This is a genomic window from Vibrio sp. ZOR0018 (assembly GCF_963865925.1).
GTDB lineage: Bacteria > Pseudomonadota > Gammaproteobacteria > Enterobacterales > Vibrionaceae > Vibrio > Vibrio anguillarum.
This window is the reverse complement of the sequence record NZ_CAWMCN010000124.1, coordinates 18,263-38,045: the sequence shown is the minus strand read 5'-3', so window position 1 is coordinate 38,045 and position 19,783 is coordinate 18,263. Positions and strand designations below refer to the sequence as shown.

The following is a 19,783-nucleotide window of genomic DNA, read 5'->3' as shown; positions in this document are numbered from 1 at the left end:
ATGCTTCGAGTTCTTTCGCCGTACGTGCTTGGCTAATGACTTGATCAATCTCATTCCAATCAAGTTCATCGGCGTTGACCACATCCAGAAAATCACACACTTGTTGCTGGCGTGCTGATGCATTGGCTGTCTCTGGCAATTGGCGAAGCGCATGGAGCAGAAAGTGGTATTGACGCGCAAACAGTGTATCGAGCAGCAATTTTAGCTTTTGGACATCAGTAGGCTTTAGGCTCATGGGTGTCCCAAAGCTGATTAAACGCTGTGCTAAGGTAACTTCATAATGCCAATAACGGTGTAGGTATAAACGTTGCCCATCAAACATTAAAGGCACCGCTTCCCCTTGTTGTCCGACTAAGTCTGAACGGTTGAGTAGCCAAGGCCAATCAATCGCCAATAGGTGCTGATTGACCGCCAATGCTGCCTCACCAAACAAGCCTAACTTAGCCGCGAGATCAACACCCTGCGCCGTTGAAGCATCCACTAAAGGTAAGCAGATATGTCCCTTGGCCAATTCAGCACTGACCACCGCGGCAATAAATCCGAGCGCTTGGCTATATTCAGCGCCAAGTTGCTGCTGGCTTTTTTGTTCGATAAAACGCGCGAATTGGTAATCTAACTGACGCATAGCGCCTTTTTCCGCTAACTGCTTAAGCGTTGTCATTAGCGTACTGCTCATAAATCTAACTCCATCTGCCCTGCATCGGTCGCGCGAGTATCTACGGTTTCTCCATCAATCAATCTGTCCATCTCATCAAGCAGTTCAAAGCTCGGTTTGGTTGAGAAAATCCCATGCTCAGACTCGCCATCCATGCCACGTAAAAAGAGATAATAAACTCCGCCAAAATGGCGATGGTAGTCATAGTTTGCTAGACGACTGCGTAGGAATCGATGCAGCGCCAATGCGTAGAGTTGATATTGTAAATCATAGCGATGCTCTGCCATCGCCGCTTTCAAACGCTCGCCATGATAGGCGCTCACATCATCCCCCAAATGATTCGACTTCCAGTCCAGCACGTAATACTTTCCTTGATGCTCAAACAGCAAATCGATAAAGCCCTTCAGCATGCCCTGCACAGTGTAAAAACCAAGATCTCCAGCTTTAGCCGACAGTGGATCATGGCGTTGAATGACACGGTTCAATGCAGGAGCGCTCAGTACTTCTATCGGTAATAGAAATTCCATTTCAACCAAGCGCTGAGTGGCGGTTTTTTGGTTCAAACGCAACGTTTTACCATCTAAAGGTGTCTGTAACACGGTATCGACCAGCGTTTGTAATACTGGTAACCATTCAATATCGATTTGTTCTCGCACCAGTAAATCCAGTATCACTTTTTGGTTAGCATCGCTGCTAGCAGGCTCAGTAAACTCTACCTCTTCAAAGAGAGAATGCAAAAAAGTACCGGGCATTGCACCGCGTGGAAAAGTGAAAATGGAACGTTCTGGCTCAACCAGTAAAGCTTCCGCTTGCTCATCAGCAGAGTCGATATCAAAGCCTGAGACTTCTAAACTCGCGTCGTGGCTAGCGTGTTTCACACCTTGTTTTACCAACCCAGAATAGCTGGTCATTCGCCAAAAACGGTCAATCTGCGCTTGCAGTGTTTTGGCACTCAATACCGGCGTCTCGACGCTCAACGCTTTAAACGGCTCTGGTTGCTCGGCTGGTGGCTCAGAAACACGAATGTATTGATTGGATTGAGCGTGCAGCGCAGCGTTAAGATCGGCAATGCCTGCGGCTTGACCATTTTGCAGCAGATAGCCAATGGCACTTAAATGCACACCGGTTGGCTCTTTGGTGGAGCGGCCATTACGCAGCGGCGCAATGCCGATAAAACAGCCATACACAGCACGAGTCAGCGCTACATAAATCAAGCGCAGATCTTCCGCAAGTCGCTCTTTATCTGCTTGCTTGAGAGAAGCTTCACTGGCGGTAATATCCAGTACAGTTTCCTCATTCACGGCATCATGATATTTGCCTTCACTTGCCTCTCGATAGCTGACCACAAACGGCAGAAACACTAAGTCGTATTCCAAACCTTTCGATTTGTGAATAGTGACGATCTGCACCAAGTTGCGTTCGGATTCCAAACGTTGAATTTGATCATCACGGCCCCCTAGGCCATGCTCGGCGTCACTGATAGCTTGTGCCAGCCAACGCAGTAAACCGTGATCGCTATCAATCTCTTGTCGCGCTTGCTGTAGTAGCTCACCGATGTGCATAAAATCGGTCAGTGAGCGCTCACCTTGCGGCTCTTCCAACCAACGTTCAGCGACGTGACGTTTGCTCATCACACTGCGCAACATAGGAAGCACGCCGCGCTCAAGCCACAATTGGCGATACTGTTTAAATTCGTTAACCGCGCTTTCCCATACCGATTCGTCGTTGTTTAAATCATCCAAGCTGGCAGCATCTAAAGCGAAAAGTGGTGAGGCCAAACAAGCCCGCAAGGCGCGATCATGTTCAGGAGTCAGTACCGCTTGCAATAGACGCTGTACATCTTGTGCTACCTCGCTGCTAAAAACACTATCGCGGTTCGAGAGATAAACACTGGCAATGCCTTGCGTGGCGAGCGCCTCTTTCACCATACGACCTTCATTACCCGTCCGCACTAAGACCGCGATGTCTCCTGCTTGCACGCTCTTTTGCCCTTTAGCAGTATCAAAGTACGCTTGTTGGTGCTGCGCGGCGTTCAAAATGGTCTGAATTTGGCTGGCGCACGCTTTGGCCATGCATTGCAGGTATTCGCCTTTTGGCAACGGGCTGTCTTGCGCTTCTTGCAACCAATAGGTGAGCGCAGGTTGCACGGCTCCGTTAAGCCACCATTGACGCTGCTGCGCATTTGGGCTGGCTTCAACGGGTAAAAAGGGAATGTCTTGGTCGTAGATAAAAGCACTGTCAGGCGTACTAAAAATCTGATTGACGGCATTGACCATATTCGCGCTAGAACGCCAGTTGGTCCCCAAGGTGTAGTGTGCGCTCACCTGTTTACGCGCTTTGATGTAGGTAAAAATGTCTGCACCACGAAACGCGTAAATCGCTTGTTTTGGGTCGCCAATCATAAACAAACCGCATTCAGCCTTAGGCAGATAAATGCGGCTAAAAATACTGTATTGCAGCGGATCGGTATCTTGGAATTCATCGATCATCGCAACGGGGTAAAGGCTGCGAATCCGCTCAGTCAGTATGCCCAGCTCATCATTATCTATCGCGGCAGAAAGCTGAGTGAGCAAATCATCAAACGATAACCACTGCTTTTGTGCTTTCGCTTTGGCAAGCATGGCTCGGCAATGAGTAATAGCGTGCGCCAGAAGTGGCGCTTCTAAGCTGATGGGTTGTTGCAAAAAGAGCTCAATGGTCGTGAACAGCGCATGTTGCGGGGGTTGACCTTTTTTCGACTTAGCCTCCAACGCGCTTTGTGCAAACTCTTGTAATTCGCTCGGTAGGTTCAATTCATGCTGCGGGTTGCTCGCCCACAACGCTAACCCTTCTAGCCGTTTCAGTAACGCTTTCTTGGTTGCTGCATGCAAATCTGAAGCTTCAATGCACGGCGGTAAATCATCGCATGAATCAAGCCACTGCTTTTTTAACGACTCTATGCGTGACAGGCACGATTGATAAAGCGCGCTTAAATCGCCACTCATCGCTTCAACAGAGAGCGTTAGCGCCGAGCCAGTTAAATAGCCACTGATTTTTTCAAGCAGCGCCGCTGGTGATGACCATAAACGGCGCACTTCCGCAGCAAGCTGAATCGACAACGGATAGAACTGACGACGCCAATAATCCGCGACCACTTGCGCTTTTAGATGGCTTTCATCGGTCACAAATTCGTTATTAAAACGGCTTCCCGATTCAAACGCATTTTGGGTGAGCATACGCTGGCAAAAGCCGTGAATGGTATAGACTGCCGCTTCATCCATCTGCCGTTCCGCTTGCAGTAATATTTGCGCCGCTTGCTTGTGATGACTAGTTTGCTCAAGTAGCGGTTTGATAACAGGGTCATCACTGAAACCGCGCGAAAAAGCGATACGCGCCTCATGAATGCGCCGCCGAATACGGTCACGAAGCTCAGCAGTGGCAGCTTCCGTAAAGGTCACCACTAGAATTTGATCGACCGTCAGTGGCACTTGATGACGTGACTTTGCATCACCATGCCCAAGTAATAGGCGCAAATACAAACCTGCAATGGTGAAGGTTTTACCTGTGCCCGCCGACGCTTCGATAAGCCTTGCACCGTGCAGCGGGAACGTAAGGGTATTTAATGGTGTTGTGACCGTAGCCGGGGTCATACTCATAAACAGTTAGCCTTTGAATACGCAAGCGAATGTGATCGCGCTTGAATAATGGTATGAATAATCAAAATAAGTTTATAAATTAAGACGTTGTGAGATCTTTCTCACGGTTCGCCAAACGGGCAGCCTTTACTATCCGCGCCACGTGTTTCGTCAATCTCACGATGATGCGAACCAACCAAATCATGGTCCCTCTGACCTGTGGCCGTACAGAAAACGCCCTACACAATAATGATTGACTGGCGGCCACTTTACTTTCCAAGCAGTTATCCATCGCTAAACATCCTGCGCCACTTGAACCCACAATCGTGGTCCTTGCATCACCAACGTGGCCAATAAACGCACCTGCTCAGCTAAGGCTTCATTCCACTGCGGCCAAATCCGCGCGATGTAAACATTGCTTCCTTCACCGTGGCTCATGTAACTTTCATTAAAGCTATCAGCCATTTTCTTGAGCGATTTATCGCGATCATCAACCCATTGACCACGGCTGAAGCCAGCTTCCACACAGGCTAACGCGGTTTTTGGAAAGTAAGCGAGCGGCGCTGTCATACCTTGATAAAACAAACCCACCAGTTCTGCGAGCAACGCTTTGGCTTGTTTGGTATCGGGCATGGGCGGATAAATAAAATGCTGCACACCTTCTTTACGATCGTAGCCCATCAAATGAGTAGGTTGACTTTCGCCCATCGCCGCTAGTGAGAGATGATCAATCCACGCGGCTAAATAGTCCTGCGCGCGAATCGAACCACTGCGGTAGCGCACTAAACCGGATTGATAGCGCTTAGTCAGCCACCCCGTCAGTTGTACGTTTTTGCCTTCACCAAACAATTCAAATCGCAGATCGATCTCTTGGTCATCAAGTGGCGAATGGCATAAGAAAGCGATTCTTTGCGCCAATTCTTGTGCTTGCACGCGATTAGTTTCAAATTCCAAGGATCCAAAAGCACCAATCGGTAACTTTCCTTGCGCGCGCTGCTGGTCGATGAATATCTCAAGGGCATGCGGTGAATTGGGTTGATCAAGCAGCAACTCTAGCAGTTCATCGCGTAACTGGTAGCTCTCTAAGCCATTTAAGACAAAAGGTTCATCATCTTCCATTACCGGTAACGGAGGCTCGAACGTCACTTTAAGGCGACGGTTAAAGAAATATTGCACAGGCAAACGCCAAAACCGTTGCAGCTCAACCAGATCTAAACTGACAGGAAAGCTCGCCCCTTGTAAATAATCGCTCAGGGCGAGATTAAACTCACCACTGGCTCGCCCTTGCCGACTGGCGGCAGGTAGCCACTCTTTGGCATAGCTACCGGTTTTACTCAAAAAAGCATTAGGGCTAAAAGGCACCATGGCGTGAGTGGTCGTTAAAGCACAGGCTAAATTTTTGGCCGATTGATCGCTGCCAAGCGCTTCATCCCCGACCAAACAGTAATTTTGTTGGCAATACTCTAAAAGCTCAGAGACCAACACCGAAGGAACGCGTTCGGTATTATCTTGAATTGAGCGTCCGACGTAGCTGATGTACAAGGTTTGCTGCGCCGAGAGCATCGCTTCTAAGAACAAATAGCGGTCATCGTCACGCCGCGAGCGATCGCCAGCGCGGGTGCGACCGTTCATCAAATCAAACCCTTCGGCTGGCATAGTGCGCGGGTAAACGCCATCGTTCATTCCTAGTAAACAAACGGTTTTAAAAGGGATGGAACGCATTGGCATTAAAGTACAGAAATTGACTTGTCCCGCCAGAAAACGCTGGCTGATGCGCGTACCTGACAATTTGTTTTGCAAATATTGAGTAATAATACTTGGCGCAAGTGCTTGCTCATAACCGGCCTCGGCCAGTTGATCTTTTAACTGCGACAAGGTGTCGCGAATCGACTTGAGTGCGAGCTCCCCTTCCAGCTCAACCTTGAAAAAAGCGCCAAGCATCTCACCGAGCAAGCGACGCCACTCGTCGACGCTTTGGATTTGTGCTAACTGCTCGCGGTAATGGCTCACTTGCTGAATAAAGTGCGCTAATTTACCCGCCAATTCAGCGTTCATACCTTGCACTTCATTATAAGGCGCGAGCGTCACTTCGCCTTGCGTAAATAAACCTGCTGAGGCTGGCATGGCATAACCAAGTAACATGCGCTCAATCCCGAATTGCCAAGTATTTTGCTCGGTCTGTGGCAACTCAAATTGTTGCGCGGTGCTCGCATTGAGCCCCCAGCGAATGCCTGACTCTTCTACCCACAATTTGGCTTGCGCAAAGTCTTGCTCATTAAGCTCAAATTTTGCCATCATCGCAGGAGTTTCAAGCAGCTCTAATAACTCTGACGCTAGGCAGCGAGAATCGGGTAAATGCACTAATTGCATAAATGCCGCTAAGATCGGGCTCTCTTGATCTGCCGTACGGTCTGAAATGGAGTAAGGAATGAAGCGCTCACCCGGCGCGTTACCAAATACCGCCGCAATGGCTGGGCTGTAAGCATTGATGTCCGCCACCATCACAATAATATCGCGCGGTTTCAGTTCAGGGTCAGCATCAAACATTGCCAGCAATTGATCATGCAACACTTCCACTTCTCGCATCGGGCTATGGCAAGCATGAAGAGTGAGCGATGGATCATCCAAAGCAATCACTTGTTTGTGGTCGCTACTGTCCAGTTGACTATCATCTCGATGCTCTTGCAAATGTAAGATGTCGGCCTGCAACTGATGCAATAAGTTATCGCGTGGCAGATCAATAAAAAATTCGTGCTCTTCATTTTCCGTTTGGGAGAGTAAAAAAAGATTATCGCGCCCAAGTTTCCCCATCGAGGCCAATAACTCATTGCCAACCGCAGCTTCGGTATGCAATTCATCCACGAGGTTAGCTTCAATGTCGCCTTTAAGCGGCGAGCGTTGCCCTTCAAACTGAATCTCATCACCTTGTAAGGCGAACGTTTTACGTTGCTGACTGTGCAGTCTGGCGAGCGTTTTTCTATCTCGAAGATCGCCCCAATAATGCTGACAAGGGTTGGTAAACATCAAGTGAACATCAATCTGCTCGCCCAACGCTTTGAGTGCATCCATATAACGAGGCGGCAGTGACGAAATACCGAAAATAAACAAACGCTTGGGCAGTTTGGTTAAATCAACCGAGCCACGCGCAAGCTGATCAATAAAACTTTGATAGAGATTGGCACGATGGTAGTGCGACTGGCCTTGATCTAGCGTGTATTGATATAAGGCTTGCCATAATATCGGCTGCCATGGATGCTCATCACCAATCTCGCTCACATCATCGCCCGCCTCCCACTTGGCAATCCAATCGGGGCGGTAGACTAAATAACCATCAAAAATATCGGCAATTTTCTCGGCCAACTGATAGAGCTTGGAATGGTCATCATCCTGTTCAAGGTAACGCTGCAAAGGGGCAAAGGGGTCGAGCGTGAGCAAGGTTGGCAACAGATGCATCAATTTCCACGTCATCGCTTCTTTGTTAAAAGCACTGCGCTTAGGCACATCAGGTAGCACTTTAGTGAACATGTCCCAGATAAAGGTCGCCGGTAGAGGAAACTCAAGGTTCGCCGCCACACCGAGCTCTTTCGCTAAGGCCATTTTGAGCCATTGCGACATCCCCGGGCTTTGCACCAAGATCTGCTCTTTCTCAAAGGGGTTGGCTAACGGTGCACTTTTGATCAAATGCACGAGTAGGATCTTTAAGGTATCGACTTTATTGGAATGGTAGACAGTAAACAAAATGCACTCACGCTTTTCTTGTCACAATAAGGACTGAGATTAGCATAAGTGCATTCTATACTTGAGAATTTTATGTTTTGAATTGCCTAAACTGCAGGCTATTTCATTTCACAGTTCAATGCGTGTTCATCTTGCTCTTCTAGCTCATTCATGCTGCTGAGTAGCACGCGATGAGGTTGATAGAAATTTAAGTAACGAATAGCAACATAACCCACCACAATAGTTGCCACAATCAACTCTAACCCAGCTAACCAATGCACTTGCTGTACATACTCAGCACTCACCCCAACGGTTTCCATCCAATGTGTGAGTTTAAATAGCGCCGTTGCACCAATCACCATTGGGAAGGTAAACGCTGCGTAGCCTGGGCTAAAAGGCAAGCGTAATAATTTAAAGAAAGCTAAGTAGATAATCGTTGTCATTAACACGGCAATACCAAATAAAATGCCGATGATCACTGGCGATGGGTTAGCCGTGACAGTTAAGTAACCAGCCAATGAGAGGCTCGCTGGTGCCGCCAAAATAGCCATGGTTGGTTTTGCTGCATCTGGAACTTCATGTGTGAACATGAAACGGTAAATCATCATCGGCAGCATCACCGCATAAGCGACTAAACCGAACATCATGGTTGCATTTGCGATTGGTGCAAGTGCTGGGTTTCCAGAAAATGCCACGTCGGCCACAATAATACCCACAGGTGGAACGAACCAACTTGGCACCATGTGGTGAAGTTCAAAAGACTGCGCGCGATGGTACAAAAAACTGACCAAGAAGATGATGTGTAAACCTACAGCAAATAGCCATAACGCATCACCGGCCATTGGGTAAAAATGGCCTAATGAATTGGAAACCACCATTGTGCCCATCGCAAAAGTAGGCACAACACTGCCCACGACCGGATGAGCGAGATCTTGGCGTAATAAGTGGCCATGAAAGAGAAATTTAAACGCAAGAACCACCAGTAACACGCTGGCAATAACGGCTCCACTTAATTGGCCATAACCTTGTAATGGTGCAAAGTTTTCCCAACTCCAACCCAAGCTTGCGATGCCTAGAGCTAAACCCGCCATAGGGGTTGGCGCACCCATAACTTTCGCTTTTGCTGCTCGAATCATATTGACCTCTCATCAGAACTAACAAAGTAGTTGTTCAATGTCGCTATCATACGCTTGCCTTTTGTTCTGATATATCTAAATATATAGAACACACGTTCAGATTAATTAAACAAAATTATGGCTGCCAATATTTCTCTTAAGCAATTGAAAGTATTCACTTCGATTACGCAACACAAAACCTTGACCCAAGCTGCAGAGGCGCTGTTTTTGTCAAAAGCGGCCGTGAGCATGTCACTGTCTGAGCTGGAAAAACAGCTTGGGCATGCGCTGTTCGATAGGGTCAATAACCGTTTAATCCTCAATCAAGAGGGACAAAAACTGTTGCCGCTCGCCGATGAACTGCTAAGCCGTGCGAGCAACATCAACCAACTGTTTGACAGTGAGCAAACCCTCGCAGGCCAATTGCGTATTGGTACCAGTGATACGATTGGCAACCATGTTGCGCCTTATCTACTCAGTCAATTTCGCCAGCAAACCCAACACATCTCGCAAAGTTTGTTTATTTCCAACTCGGCGCTGATTTGCCAAAAGTTGGTCGATTACGAACTGGATCTTGCTTTGATTGAAGGAAAAACACTGCACCCAGAGCTGATTTCAACGCCTTTTTCACACGATGAAATGTGTATTATTTGCGCACCCGAACATCCACTCACAATGATAAATCAGCTCACCCTCAATGATTTCGAACAGAGCCAATGGGTATTGCGCGAAGCGGGTTCTGGCTCACGAGAGTTTTTCTTACGGGCTATCGCACCACGACTTGAGCAGTGGCATGAAGCCTTTGAATTGAATACCACTGAAGCCTTAATCAACAGTGTTTCGGCAGGGTTAGGTTTGGGCTGTTTATCCACCCTTGCTGCGCATTCAGCACTGCAAGATGGCCGGGTTAAAAGACTCGATGTTCCGCTGGACATGAAACGCCGTTTTTGGCTATTGGTGCATAAAGAAAAATACCAAAGCCCACTGCTCAAACACTTTATTGAATTTTGTTATCAATGGAACAAAGAGTAGCCATCCACCTCTCACTTTTTCCTGCTCACCTAGACTTCATGGTTTAAAGACTGTATAAACAGCCAGTAGAATTAATGACTAAGTTAGAGGATTAACCATGGCTGTAATCGTCAAGTACGTGGTGGAACGCAACGGAGAAGAAAAGATGACTTTTACCTCTAAAGCAGACGCTGACGCTTATGACAAAATGCTCGATATGGCAGATGAGCTTTTCGAACTGTTAGGGAAAAGTGAGTTGCTAGAAGATGAAGCCAAGCAAGAAGCTTTGGCGATGTTCTTAGCGCAAAACAAAGAAGAAGTGCTTTACGCACTTGGCGCAAAGCGCAAGCCTGCACCGGCTAAGCCTAAAAAAGCCAAAGCGGTAAAAGACGAAGCACCAGAAGAAGATGCAGCTTAAGGCGATTCAACGCTTAACTTAAGATGATAGAACGTGAAAAGACCGCTGCTTCGTCAGCGGTTTTATATTTCTGTCTAAAGAAATACATCGCTAAAAAGACAAAAGGTATCGTTTTACGGACTTTCTCCTCTTTTGCCCTTTCCTACCCCTGCCTCACTCTTTATGATGCTTGATAAATCGAGTGCGCCGCAATGATGCTCAACCTACGCTGGCGAGCGCATCAATAGTGACAACATGGAGATATCAAAATGGCTTACTTTGCACTTGCCTTTGGCACGGCAACCAAAAACCGTGATGGAAAAATTATTGAAGCGTTTTTTCCAGCGCCAATTCTCAACCCAAGTGACGCGCTAGTGAGCGAGCTTGCTCAAGTCTCTGGTTATGGCGAAGGCAACCAGTATCTCGACATCTCAACCGAGCAAAGCGCCCAACTCGCCGCGATATTTGCTCAACATGATCAGGCTAACAATGCCAGTTTTGCCGATAAAGCCGCTAATGCCTCACAACCACTGGTGCTGGTTATTTTAGCTTCCGACCAACAGCCTCAATCAGTCGCTGAAGGCTTTTTGAAGCTACAACTGATTTCACACCGTTTAGTGAAACCACACGGTACTGTGCTTGATGGTATTTTTGGCCTGCTACACAACATCGCATGGACCAATGAGGGTCCTATCGATCTACCTGAACTAGCGGATCGTCAAATTGAAGCTCGCCTTGCAGGCCGTGCTTTAACGGTAGATTGTGTCGATAAATTCCCGAAAATGGTTGATTACATTGTCCCAGCGGGCATCCGTATTGCGGATACCTCGCGCGTTCGCCTTGGCGCGCACGTGGGCGAAGGTACCACTGTGATGCATGAAGGTTTTATCAACTTCAACGCTGGTACAACAGGCGTGAGCATGGTTGAAGGGCGTATTTCTGCTGGTGTAGTTGTTGGTAATGGATCGGACATCGGCGGTGGCGCTTCTATCATGGGTACGCTTTCTGGCGGCGGTAAGGTCGTGGTCTCTATCGGTGAAAACTCACTGCTTGGCGCAAATGCAGGCTTAGGTTTCCCACTCGGCGATCGCTGCACGATAGAATCAGGTTTGTATGTAACTGCTGGCACTAAAGTGCGTATGCTCGATAACCAAGGCCAAGAAGTGGAAATCGTCAAAGCACGTGATTTAGCTGGAGTATCGGATCTACTTTTCCGCCGCAACTCGATCACAGGTCAAATTGAGTGTTTAGCCAATAAATCAGCCGTTGAGCTGAACAGCATGCTGCACAGCCATAACTGATCCAGTTTTTCTGATAAAAAGGCTTGGCGATGTGCCAAGCCTTTTTCTTTGGCGCACTTTCTACTGCTAGGCTACTTTCTACTTTTTTATTTTGCTACTTCCACGTTACGAGTCAAACCGTTATCCCGGGTGGCCATCGACTCTCGGCGTCAGTAACATCGTGCCGAATTTCCACACAAACAGAGTAAAAGCCAATATCCAGAGTGCGGCACTGATATTCACCATCAAAAAGAGTTGTACTGGGAAAAACGCCACACCGAGGCTGCGTACCAATGCCGACATCATCAAAGCCGCAAACGCAATACTCATTTTAGGCCCTTGATAAATTGCCCTGCCGGTATGCCCCATGGTCACGCGTGTAATCATCGATAAAATCAAGCCTGAGATGGCTCCAATGGCAAAGAGATGGATCAGGTTATGAGTGACATATGCATCATCAATCAACCCGCGCAGTAATAAGCTCAAAGGAATGCAGGCATACGCAGCGTGCAGCGACCAAACCAGAGGCTCACTCAATGTTAGCCATGGTTTCCAACGCATCCAACGTACCCACTGCGCTAACCCAGCCAGTAACATGATAGGCTGACCAATCTGCACCATCGTCAGCGGGAAGAAACTCAAAATAAACAAGGCCGCAATGGGTGCATTGGCTAACCAATCGAGCCATACCCATGGCTGTGCTTTTTCAAAGTTAAAACGCCTTGCGCTGAAGAAAGGGATCACGCGTGCTCCCATGACTGATAGCAACAATGTGAACCACCACAACATCGCCTGCCATACCGCCGCTGAGCTAAAGGGCGGCATTCCTTTGATGGTGGCATAACTCGCAAAGTTCGCGCCGATCGCTAAAAGAAACAGCGGCACAAAAAAGAGATTTTTCCAGCCTTTCGCTTGCACTACTCGGCGGCCAATTTCATAGGCCGAAGCCGCCAAAAAAAGCGCTTCGACAGAAGAGATGACCCACAAAGGTGTCGGCGTCCACAATAAGATTCGAGGCGCTAGCCACAAGGCGACTAACACGGCTAAGCGATAATGTTTCGTGCCATTAATGCCAGTCCAGTTCTGTACGGCAGTCAATAGAAAACCGACCACAATTGCCATAGCAAAACCAAACAGCATTTCATGTACATGCCACCACAGCGCAGGAACTTGCAATGCCGATGGCTGACCGGTTTGAAACATCCAGACCCATAACGTCACCGCTAAAACGGCATATACGCTACCAAGTAGGAAAAAGGGACGAAAACCAAGGCGCAACCAAGCGGGTATGCGTTGTTCTACTTGTATATCGGTAATATTGAGCACTGTGACCTCTTACGGCGGTGGTGGATATCATGACAGACGACCAACACCACAAGCACAATTTAAGCCAATAAAAATACCCAATAAAAACAATAAAATAAAAAATATCACTCAAAAAAAAGAGTCATAACAACTCAAGAAAAAACAGTCATTATGACTCAATGAATTCACTTAAACTCTATCTTAACCAGTGGTTACACCAATAGCAGTGGTTACACGCATAGCACTGCGGTTCGGGCTAATCACCACACAAGCCGTCTGTTTTTGTTTACCAAAACCGATGATTTGTGACAGCGCTTTTTTGCCGACCGGAATGAAAGCCGAAGCCATCGCATCCGCTTCTGTTTCTGCATGAGGATCGTGAATGAAGAAGAATTTATCGCTCATACCACTGAGTACGATCCAATGCGGCTCTTTCTTACCATCGAAACGATAAGTGCTGATGAGTAGCAGCACACATGCTCCTTCCGTCACCCACGCTTCCAGTTGCTCTTGACTCGGTGGTGCATCAATCATCGCCACATCTTGATGACTAAGCTGCTCACAAAAATCAAGATGAACCAATTCGATAACTTGTTTTTTATTGGCATCTCGCACGCTATCAATAAAAGGCGTGCTTTTGGATTGGCTCCACAGCTCCACATGATAACCGCGTCGACTAGCAGCCAATGCCAACCCTTGCCCGCTACACCCACCGTGCCCCGCCGCCATAAAAATCGTTGTTGCTTCTCGCCACAGTTGCAGCTCAGCGGTGCGACTCGGCTCAAACGATTTAGACAAGCAAGAAAAGCTCATCAGCAAGCATGCCGCACCGCAAGTAAATGGCGTAGTCTGAACATAAAGTGGCATCGGTAATTGCACCTTAGGCCCTTGTGGCGACAAGCGTTTTTGCATCCGGCGTCCATTACACAAATCATCGTAATAATGGATAAGAAATTTCAGGGTTTTATAGCCCATTTTTTCATATAAATTTATCGCTGCCGTATTGTCTTCACGCACTTCTAATCGTAATGTAGTGGCACCTTGATCAAGAGCAGCACGCTCGCATTGCTCGACCACATTTTGAGCAATCCTCCGGCCTCTGAAATCAGGTTTTACGGCAATCGAATACAACCTTGATAGCTGTGTACCTTGATGAAATAGTAGCAATGCATATCCAGCCAGCTCTGTGCCGGAATCGGCCACAAACAACACCGCTTGGTTGGAATGTAAAAAACGCTTCATTTGACGTGGAGAGATTTTATCTCCGTCAAACAGCTGTTGTTCTAACGCATTAAGAGCAGTGAGATCAGCACTTTTCGCAAGACGAAAGTCCATACGACGTCCTTAAGTGGTTGGCAAGATTGCGGCTCAATATTATTCCTATTAATTAAGGAAAAGAATAGCAATGGCAAACCTTTTGATCGTGACCGACCAGTCCAGTGACTGGCAACAATATTTCCCCTCAGAGCAAGTGGTAAGTGTAGACCAATACCTCAACAGTAATGGCACCCATACTCATCGCAGCCTACAAGTGGTCAACCTGTGTCGCGATTATGGCTACATGAGCAGCGGCTATTACTGCTCGCTGATGGCAGAGGCACGCGGCCACCGCGTTATCCCTCGAGTGATGGCGATCAACGACATCAATCAACCCTTTTTACTCTCTTCTGGCTTATTGAAACTCAATAAACTGTGCGCCCAAACCGATTTTATACAGTGCAAAATTTATTTTGGCCGCACCGCAGAAAAAGGCTTGGATAAACTGGCTCGCCGTCTGTTTGAACAGTTTATGGTGCCCGTCATTGAGTTGGAAATGAACCGCGTTCAAGGGCAGTGGCAAATCAGCAAAATTGGCCCTTTCCCATTCCAAGATTTGAACGACCAAGAGCAAGATTTCTTCGTCGAATCATTAGAGCTGTTTTCAACCAAAGTTTGGCGTAAACCGAAGCAAGAGAAAAAATACCGTTACGATATTGCCATGCTGGTGGACGAAGAAGAGAAAATGCCACCTTCTGATCCCTCAGCATTAAAACGTTTTCGCCGCGCCGCAAACCGTTTAGGAGTCAACCTAGAAACCATTTCACCGGATGACTTATCGCGTTTGGGTGAATTTGATGGCTTGTTTATTCGCGCCACCACGAACATCAGTAATTACACTTACCGCTTTGCAAAAACGGCTGAGAAAATGGGCTTGGTGGTGATGGATGATTCTGAATCGATCATGAAATGCACCAATAAAGTGTTCTTAACTGAGTTGTTGCAACGCAACAAAGTGCCTGCGCCAAAAGGCGTGATTTTGCAAAGTTTTGATGAGCAATGGAAAAGCAATGTCATGCAGGAGTTGAGCTTTCCCATGGTATTAAAAATTCCAGATGGCGCATTTTCACGTGGCGTGGTCAAAGTACGCGACGAGCAAGAGCTGGAACGCGAAGCCGGCGCACTGTTTGAAAAAAGTGCTCTGATTTTGGCACAAGCCTTCATGCCAACTGACTTTGACTGGCGCATCGGTGTAATGAACCGCCAAGCCATCTTCGCCTGCAAATACATGATGAGCCGCGGCCACTGGCAAATTTATCAACACCACAACAGTGGCCGAGTCTCTTCTGGCGGCTTTGAAACCTTGGATTTAAAACAAGTACCTAAAAACGTGGTTGATGTTGCCTTAAAAGCGTCAAACCTTATCGGCAGTGGCCTGTACGGCGTTGACTTGAAAGAGATTGATGGCCAAGTTTACGTAATCGAAGTGAACGATAACCCTAGTATTGATCACCAAGTTGAGGATGCGTTTTTAGGCGATCTTCTTTACGATAGGATCATGACTGAGTTTCTACGCCGTATTCAAATGCGCGGCTTCTGATCTCAATTGGTATAATCTACTGCTCCTCAATGCAGAGTCATTGAGGAGCAAGTGATAAGGATATTCATGGAATTTTTGATCGACCAGTGGCATTTTTCTGCATCCGCTCCGCAGCAAAAACTCAATAGTGCTTCACTGATTGAAGCAGGGAATTGGTATCACTGCCAACGCGATATTCCCGGTTTAAAAGAGTGGTTGCTGCAGTATCAGATCCCCACTTCAATTGTCGACAGCCTCTTAGCAGAGGACACTCGCCCACTGTTTGAGCAATACGATGATGAGAACTTTTTACTGATTTTGCGTGGCGTCAACATGAACGACAACGCCAACCCAGAAGATATGTTGAGCGTTCGCATTCTCTATTTCAATGGCGCGCTGTTTTCAACCCGAAAAATCCCGTCAAAAGCCGTCAATGTAATCCGTGACCTACTGCAGGCCGGGCAAGGCCCGCAAACCCTTTCAGATGTACTCGTGCAGATCATTGATGGTTTAAACAAAAACATCGATAACTACTTAAACAGCATTGAAGCGAAAATCACCCAATACGATAACGAAATTGAACTCAGTGACGAGCTGATGCAGACGCATAAAGCGCTGCTCAAAATCAAACGTTTTATCAAACCTCAGCAATACGCCATCGATGATTTCAGTGATTCCAAAGTCTCGCTGGCAAATGATAAAAACTTGCGTCTGCGCCACAGCGTTAACACCATCACGCGCATTAATGAAACCCTCGATTTTTACCTTGGGGAGCTCGAACTGATCAAAGGAGAATTGCGTCAATATCATGCAGAGAAGATGAACCAAAACACCTATTTATTCTCGGTGATTGCGGCGATCTTCCTACCCACAAGCTTTTTAACTGGCTTACTTGGGGTTAATGTCGGCGGTATTCCCGGTACTGAATCCCCCGTTGCTTTTGCTCTCTTTTGCATCGCACTGGTTGGTATTTTTGGTTTAGAGTTTTGGATTTTGCATCGGTTACGTTTTTTCAATAAGGAGTCGTAATTCACTGATGATGTATATTTTTGGTTATGGCAGCTTGATCAACTCCGCTTCTCGCCAGTTAACAGGGCAAACAGGAAGAGCTATTCCCGTGGTCGCGCATGGTTTAGTTCGTTACTGGGGAAAAATTGATGAGAGCTACATATTGTCACCTTTGGTGGTGAATGAAGGACAAGGGCAAGTCAACGGCGTACTGCTGGAGATCGATGAAACCGCTTTGGCAGAATTTGACCGTCGAGAGCGTGGTTATGAGCGAGTGCCCCTCAACGCTAATCAAATCGAGAGTGATGACGCTTTTAACCTCCAATGTCCGATTTGGGTTTATGTCAAAGAGGCACCAGAGCCTCCCTGCGAGCGAAGCCCTATCGTACAAACCTATGTCGATACCGTGCTGGCTGGTTGTTTAGAGTTTTCAGAAACCTTTGCGCGCCATTTTATTGAGCACACGGTAGGCTGGCAACATCCGCTGATTAACGATCGCCTCGCGCCGAAATACGGTAATTTAGCAGGAGTAGAACCCTGTCATCATGCGATCATTGATGAGCTGATTGCTACGGTACGTTAGCACCTTAGCTTTTATTCCAACTTTAAACGTTTACATTAATTAGAAGCCTTGATTTACCTGTATAGAAAGTCGTAATTATCACATTGATTGCATTGTTCGTTTGCCTTATTTACACCACCATTGTTAAATACAGCGAGCAATAGCAAGAGGTGTAATATGGCTACCATAAAAGATGTAGCTCGCGAAGCCGGTGTGTCAGTGGCAACGGTTTCACGAGTCATCAATAAATCCCCTAAAGCGAGTAAAACATCGATTGAAGCGGTCACCGCCGCAATGAGTTTACTTGGTTATCGGCCTAACGCCGCCGCACGAGCTTTAGTCAGCCAAAGTACCGACACCATAGGCGTGCTAGTCAGTGACGTTTCCGATCCTTTTTTTGGCATGCTCGTGAAAGCGGTCGATAATGTGGCTCATGACAATGGCAAGCATCTATTGATTGGCAATGGTTATCACCGTGCTGAAGAAGAGCGCCAAGCGATTGAACTGTTGATCAACAGCCGTTGTGACGCTTTGGTTATTCACTCGAAAGGTTTATCGGATAAAGAATTGATCGACTACGCCGCCGAAGTGAAATCGATGGTATTGATCAACCGTCATATCCCGCAACTGGCTAACCGCTGCATCTCATTGGATAACTACAAAGGTGCTTATTTGGCGACTGAGTTTTTGATCCGCCACGGTCATAAAAAAATCGCTTGTATTGGGTCTTCTCATTCGATTGAAGACGCTACAGATCGCGTAGCTGGTTATCAAGCCGCGTTGAAAGATCACGGTATTGAGATCGCTCCTAATTACATCGAGTTGGCCGAACCACACAGCGAAGGTGGCGAGCAAGCGATGACTCACTTGCTGATCCGTTCGATCGACATGACTGCCGTGGTCGCCTACAACGATAATATGGCAGCGGGCGCGTTAAATGTGCTTGAGGAGAATGGTGTAAAAAGCCCTGAGCAAATTTCAGTGATCGGCTTTGATGATGCGTTGATCGCACGCTATATTCGCCCAAGGCTCACCACCATCCGCTACCCAATCGAGATGATGGCTGAAAAAGCCGCTAAACTGGCACTCCAATTAGCCCGTGGCGAAACGATAGAAAAAGAACCGATGATTTTCTCACCAACTTTGGTGCGTCGAGATTCGGTAGAAAAAATCTGACGCACTCAGGTTACACTTTCACTCGCCACTTTGGGCATCAATACTCAACATCTAAGCGATGTACCCACCTTAAACGTCAAATTGGTAAATGGTGGTATGAGTATATTCTTGCCCTGGCAGAGTAATACAGCTGGGTTGCTGCCATTCGGGATGATTGGGAGCATCCGGCAAGTATTGAGTTTCTAATGCGACCCCCGCATAGCCTTGATAAACCCCACCGCGCCGATTGGGCGTCCCCGATAACCAATTTCCACTATAAAGTTGTATGGCAGGCTTAGTCGTAAATACGCTCATGGTTACCTTTGCATCTGGTGACTTCAGTTGCGCGGCGTACACGGTTAAATCAGCTTTATCAGGCAATAAATAACTGTGGTCATACCCTTTGCTTGCTTGTTGCTGCTCATCTTTGAGTAAGTCACGACCTATTGATTTTGCAACGCGAAAATCAAAGCCCGTGTCGATGACAGATTTTGGCCCTGACAATGGGATTCCATGTGGATCTGTGGGTAAAAATTGATCGGCTTTTATAAAGAGTGAATGATCTAAAATCGTATGATCACTCTCTGCGCCTAGCAAATTAAAATAGGCGTGGTTGGTTAAATTAAGCGGCGTTGGTTTATCTGTGGTCGCTAAATAGCGGAGGATCAATTGATTCTGATCGTTCAGTTCATAGCTCACGGCAATGTCAACATCACCAGGAAAACCTTGGTCACCATCCGATGAATGGATTGAAAACGTCACTTGTTGAGCACTTTTGTGAGCAATAGTCCAACGACGCTGATCTAACCCTTCAAGACCGCCATGCAAACTATTTCCAGCTTGGTTGGTCGTCACTTGATAGCGTTGATCATTTAATTCAAATTGGCCTTTAGCGATCCGGTTGGCATAACGTCCCACAGTGACGCCCATATAGCTTTGTTGTTTCTGGAAGTCGCTCATGGTGGAAACACCCAGCAGAACTTCTCTGCGTTCCCCATCCTTAAGCGCCAACTCACAACTGAGCCATGTTGCACCAATATCCATTAATACTACGCGGCTACCAATGCGGTTAGTCAAACTGACAAGTTGTGCCGGGCGGCCATCATAGGCTACTTGCTGAGTCATAGT

Annotated in this window: 13 protein-coding genes and 1 pseudogene; 7 read left to right on the top strand and 7 right to left on the bottom strand. The window is 47.2% G+C overall.

Going from position 1 to position 19,783, the window contains the following annotated elements:
* From AACR75_RS15930 to AACR75_RS15915, 4 genes and pseudogenes are all read right to left on the bottom strand, one after another.
* Positions 1-676: pseudogene (locus tag AACR75_RS15930) on the bottom strand (exodeoxyribonuclease V subunit alpha); the annotation flags it as partial.
* Positions 673-4,290: an exodeoxyribonuclease V subunit beta gene (gene recB, locus AACR75_RS15925; protein ID WP_081989837.1), complete on the bottom strand. Its 3,618-nt coding sequence runs from the start codon at positions 4,288-4,290 to the stop codon at positions 673-675. The pseudogene AACR75_RS15930 and the gene recB, both read right to left, overlap by 4 nt.
* Before the next feature lie 273 nt (positions 4,291-4,563).
* On the bottom strand, positions 4,564-8,007 hold the full coding sequence (gene recC, locus AACR75_RS15920) for an exodeoxyribonuclease V subunit gamma (RefSeq protein WP_047690993.1): 3,444 nt from the start codon (positions 8,005-8,007) through the stop codon (positions 4,564-4,566).
* 98 nt (positions 8,008-8,105) lie between these two features.
* The gene (locus tag AACR75_RS15915; RefSeq protein WP_013856149.1) at positions 8,106-9,122 is read right to left on the bottom strand and encodes a TDT family transporter; all 1,017 of its coding nucleotides are present in this window, start codon (positions 9,120-9,122) and stop codon (positions 8,106-8,108) included.
* A gap of 117 nt (positions 9,123-9,239) precedes the next feature.
* Between AACR75_RS15915 and AACR75_RS15910 the strand changes: the two genes are divergently transcribed.
* The 3 genes from AACR75_RS15910 to dapD all read left to right on the top strand — a co-directional run bounded on the left by AACR75_RS15910 (position 9,240) and on the right by dapD (position 11,810).
* The gene (locus AACR75_RS15910) at positions 9,240-10,133 is read left to right on the top strand and encodes a LysR family transcriptional regulator (protein WP_013856148.1); all 894 of its coding nucleotides are present in this window, start codon (positions 9,240-9,242) and stop codon (positions 10,131-10,133) included.
* Positions 10,134-10,230: 97 nt separating this feature from the next.
* Positions 10,231-10,530, top strand: coding sequence for a YebG family protein (locus AACR75_RS15905; protein ID WP_010318120.1), 300 nt, complete (start codon positions 10,231-10,233; stop codon positions 10,528-10,530).
* Positions 10,531-10,778: 248 nt separating this feature from the next.
* Positions 10,779-11,810 carry a 2,3,4,5-tetrahydropyridine-2,6-dicarboxylate N-succinyltransferase gene (dapD, locus tag AACR75_RS15900; protein ID WP_047690990.1) on the top strand — a complete coding sequence of 344 codons (1,032 nt, stop codon included), beginning with the start codon at positions 10,779-10,781 and terminating at the stop codon, positions 11,808-11,810.
* A 120-nt stretch (positions 11,811-11,930) separates the two neighbouring features.
* Here the strand turns inward: dapD and AACR75_RS15895 are convergent, their stop codons facing one another.
* Together AACR75_RS15895 and AACR75_RS15890 are read right to left on the bottom strand one after the other, a co-directional pair.
* On the bottom strand, positions 11,931-13,115 hold the full coding sequence (locus AACR75_RS15895; protein WP_047690988.1) for an NnrS family protein: 1,185 nt from the start codon (positions 13,113-13,115) through the stop codon (positions 11,931-11,933).
* A gap of 180 nt (positions 13,116-13,295) precedes the next feature.
* Positions 13,296-14,429, bottom strand: a complete 1,134-nt coding sequence (locus AACR75_RS15890; RefSeq protein ID WP_047690985.1) for a GNAT family N-acetyltransferase/peptidase C39 family protein — start codon at positions 14,427-14,429, stop codon at positions 13,296-13,298.
* A 70-nt stretch (positions 14,430-14,499) separates the two neighbouring features.
* On the opposite strand from AACR75_RS15890, the gene AACR75_RS15885 reads away from it, so the two are divergent.
* The 4 genes from AACR75_RS15885 to AACR75_RS15870 all read left to right on the top strand — a co-directional run bounded on the left by AACR75_RS15885 (position 14,500) and on the right by AACR75_RS15870 (position 18,676).
* On the top strand, positions 14,500-15,951 hold the full coding sequence (locus AACR75_RS15885; protein WP_017046561.1) for a RimK family protein: 1,452 nt from the start codon (positions 14,500-14,502) through the stop codon (positions 15,949-15,951).
* A 66-nt stretch (positions 15,952-16,017) separates the two neighbouring features.
* Entirely contained in the window at positions 16,018-16,959 is a 942-nt protein-coding gene (locus AACR75_RS15880) for a zinc transporter ZntB (RefSeq protein ID WP_017047492.1), read from the top strand.
* A gap of 10 nt (positions 16,960-16,969) precedes the next feature.
* Positions 16,970-17,521 carry a gamma-glutamylcyclotransferase family protein gene (locus AACR75_RS15875; protein ID WP_047690998.1) on the top strand — a complete coding sequence of 184 codons (552 nt, stop codon included), beginning with the start codon at positions 16,970-16,972 and terminating at the stop codon, positions 17,519-17,521.
* Positions 17,522-17,677: 156 nt separating this feature from the next.
* The gene (locus AACR75_RS15870; RefSeq protein ID WP_047690982.1) at positions 17,678-18,676 is read left to right on the top strand and encodes a substrate-binding domain-containing protein; all 999 of its coding nucleotides are present in this window, start codon (positions 17,678-17,680) and stop codon (positions 18,674-18,676) included.
* Positions 18,677-18,745: 69 nt separating this feature from the next.
* Here AACR75_RS15870 and galM read toward each other — a convergent pair whose 3' ends face one another.
* Positions 18,746-19,780 carry a galactose-1-epimerase gene (gene galM / locus AACR75_RS15865; RefSeq protein WP_231564208.1) on the bottom strand — a complete coding sequence of 345 codons (1,035 nt, stop codon included), beginning with the start codon at positions 19,778-19,780 and terminating at the stop codon, positions 18,746-18,748.
* Positions 19,781-19,783: the final 3 nt, after the last annotated feature.

What these genes read in the sequence shown, in the direction of transcription:
- AACR75_RS15915 (WP_013856149.1), bottom strand. Translation starts at nt 9,122, where the DNA reads ATGATTCGAGCAGCAAAAGCGAAAGTTATGGGTGCGCCAACCCCTATG.
- AACR75_RS15905 (WP_010318120.1), top strand. Translation starts at nt 10,231, where the DNA reads ATGGCTGTAATCGTCAAGTACGTGGTGGAACGCAACGGAGAAGAAAAG.
- dapD (WP_047690990.1), top strand. Translation starts at nt 10,779, where the DNA reads ATGGCTTACTTTGCACTTGCCTTTGGCACGGCAACCAAAAACCGTGAT.
- AACR75_RS15885 (WP_017046561.1), top strand. Translation starts at nt 14,500, where the DNA reads ATGGCAAACCTTTTGATCGTGACCGACCAGTCCAGTGACTGGCAACAA.
- AACR75_RS15870 (WP_047690982.1), top strand. Translation starts at nt 17,678, where the DNA reads ATGGCTACCATAAAAGATGTAGCTCGCGAAGCCGGTGTGTCAGTGGCA.
- AACR75_RS15880 (WP_017047492.1), top strand. Translation starts at nt 16,018, where the DNA reads ATGGAATTTTTGATCGACCAGTGGCATTTTTCTGCATCCGCTCCGCAG.
- AACR75_RS15875 (WP_047690998.1), top strand. Translation starts at nt 16,970, where the DNA reads ATGTATATTTTTGGTTATGGCAGCTTGATCAACTCCGCTTCTCGCCAG.
- galM (WP_231564208.1), bottom strand. Translation starts at nt 19,780, where the DNA reads ATGACTCAGCAAGTAGCCTATGATGGCCGCCCGGCACAACTTGTCAGT.
- recB (WP_081989837.1), bottom strand. Translation starts at nt 4,290, where the DNA reads ATGAGTATGACCCCGGCTACGGTCACAACACCATTAAATACCCTTACG.
- AACR75_RS15910 (WP_013856148.1), top strand. Translation starts at nt 9,240, where the DNA reads ATGGCTGCCAATATTTCTCTTAAGCAATTGAAAGTATTCACTTCGATT.
- AACR75_RS15890 (WP_047690985.1), bottom strand. Translation starts at nt 14,429, where the DNA reads ATGGACTTTCGTCTTGCGAAAAGTGCTGATCTCACTGCTCTTAATGCG.